Annotated in this window: 4 protein-coding genes; 2 read left to right on the top strand and 2 right to left on the bottom strand. The window is 38.7% G+C overall.

Going from position 1 to position 1,507, the window contains the following annotated elements; translation table 11 throughout:
• Positions 1–3: 3 nt before the first annotated feature.
• Entirely contained in the window at positions 4–276 is a 273-nt protein-coding gene (locus FNW02_RS38120; RefSeq protein WP_348535528.1) for a DUF1392 family protein, read from the top strand.
• Here the strand turns inward: FNW02_RS38120 and FNW02_RS38115 are convergent.
• Positions 223–393 (bottom strand): hypothetical protein, encoded by a 171-nt coding sequence (locus tag FNW02_RS38115; RefSeq protein ID WP_191762631.1) that lies wholly within the window; start codon positions 391–393, stop codon positions 223–225. The two genes, FNW02_RS38120 and FNW02_RS38115, sit on opposite strands and share 54 nt — an antisense overlap.
• Positions 394–807: 414 nt before the next feature.
• On the opposite strand from FNW02_RS38115, the gene FNW02_RS38110 reads away from it, so the two are divergent.
• The gene (locus FNW02_RS38110; RefSeq protein ID WP_191762629.1) at positions 808–1,209 is read left to right on the top strand and encodes a hypothetical protein; all 402 of its coding nucleotides are present in this window, start codon (positions 808–810) and stop codon (positions 1,207–1,209) included.
• A gap of 36 nt (positions 1,210–1,245) precedes the next feature.
• Here FNW02_RS38110 and FNW02_RS38105 read toward each other — a convergent pair whose 3' ends face one another.
• Positions 1,246–1,416 carry a hypothetical protein gene (locus FNW02_RS38105; RefSeq protein ID WP_191762628.1) on the bottom strand — a complete coding sequence of 57 codons (171 nt, stop codon included), beginning with the start codon at positions 1,414–1,416 and terminating at the stop codon, positions 1,246–1,248.
• Between the last annotated feature and the right edge of the window lie 91 nt (positions 1,417–1,507).

Here is a 1,507-nt window from a genome sequence, read left to right as displayed (position 1 = left end):
TACATTTCCCCACTCTGGGGCCAAGACATTCCACCACTGTCCATCAGTCTGCTAGAAAGAGTTTACCTCACCACCACAAAATCATTCGGCTATTGCTATGGAGTGGAATGGTTACAGCATGAGTTACGCGGTAGCGTTAGCCATGCTGTTAGGCTTATCCCACTTAATAATGAAGTAGTTTATCAATTCCGGCTTCTGATTTTTGAGTGTTTAATTCTGACTTTAAAGCGTCAATCTCAAACCTCCAAATGTGGCATCAATGTATTTATCATTTAGAGGCTGAATCCTGATTCCTCCTTTAATTTTCGTCATTTCTGCTACAGTTAGCTGTTCTAACTCTTGTTCTTCAATTTGATTAGGAGTTGGCAAGTTATTAACTTTGATATTAAGCATGTTTCTCCTCAATCATCTTTGTATAAGTACAATACAATTTGGTTGAATCATGACTTAACTTTATCACTCCGAAGCTCTATAACAAAGTCAAATGTTCATTTAAAATCGACATTATTATGACGATTTTTTCTCAAATAAAACTCTAGCTGTAGCAGGGAAAGCTCAAAAGAGAAAAATAGGAAGAGTTATTATAGTTAATTGTGAAGTTCTCAAGTCATTCGTAGGGTGTTAATCCTCTCAATTTTAGTCGCCAAATTGGATAGCTTTACCTCTTGCTTCCAGGATAACTGCCTAGCTTACAGCAACAGATAAAGCCGAACTATCTCCTGCTATAAATATTCAGACATAATTTGTACAATTATGACCAAGAATAGGTGTAGAGTAGTTGAGTTAAAGGGAGGAGTATATATAGTTATGCTACCAGATGAATTCAACAATAAGATTCGTGCGCTCTTGCCGAATAAATCTAATTACAAAGCTCTTGGCGTAAATACATCTAATAAATTCGTATACCAAGACTGTAAGACTCAGATGTTGAGAATTGTTTCTCCCGAAACTGAGCCTTGGGAGAAAGAGTGGGATATCTTACTAAGCTTTCAAAGGAAAAAGAGCGATAAAGCCGAGTACGACTCAAGGCTCGACTTAAAACTATTTTATCCTGAAGATGATTCTTTAATTAAAGCAACAATTGTGCGTGATTTGATTCGCGCAGATTATCCCCGAAGCGATATTATTACTTTGCGGTTCGCGGCTTTTCCCTCAGAGCCAATCAACTATAAATTTTGGGTAGTTTACTCTATTGTAGAGATTGTTTAATTCAAGCGCGAACGAAAAGAATCTGGCTCCAAAATTTTAAACAATCCATGCTCCTTTGGGTCTTTCAGTAACTCTCTCTACCATTGTTTCACCCCTAATCTTCTCGCCTAATTCTTGGGCTTTTGAGCGCATCATCTCATCACCCAATACGACTTCAATAGCCTTTGCCAGAGTTTCTTCTGATACTCTCTTGTACGGAATTGGCATAGGGCTTACCCCCAGTCGGGTTAGCCTTTCACCCAAATCGGTTGGTCTGCAAAAAGGGTACTGTCACTGACGGTATCCCTGCACGCAACAC

Source organism: Komarekiella delphini-convector SJRDD-AB1, from assembly GCF_014831675.1.
In the GTDB taxonomy this organism is placed as follows: domain Bacteria; phylum Cyanobacteriota; class Cyanobacteriia; order Cyanobacteriales; family Nostocaceae; genus Komarekiella.
Note: the sequence above shows the minus strand (reverse complement) of the source record. Positions and strands in the feature narration are given on the sequence as shown.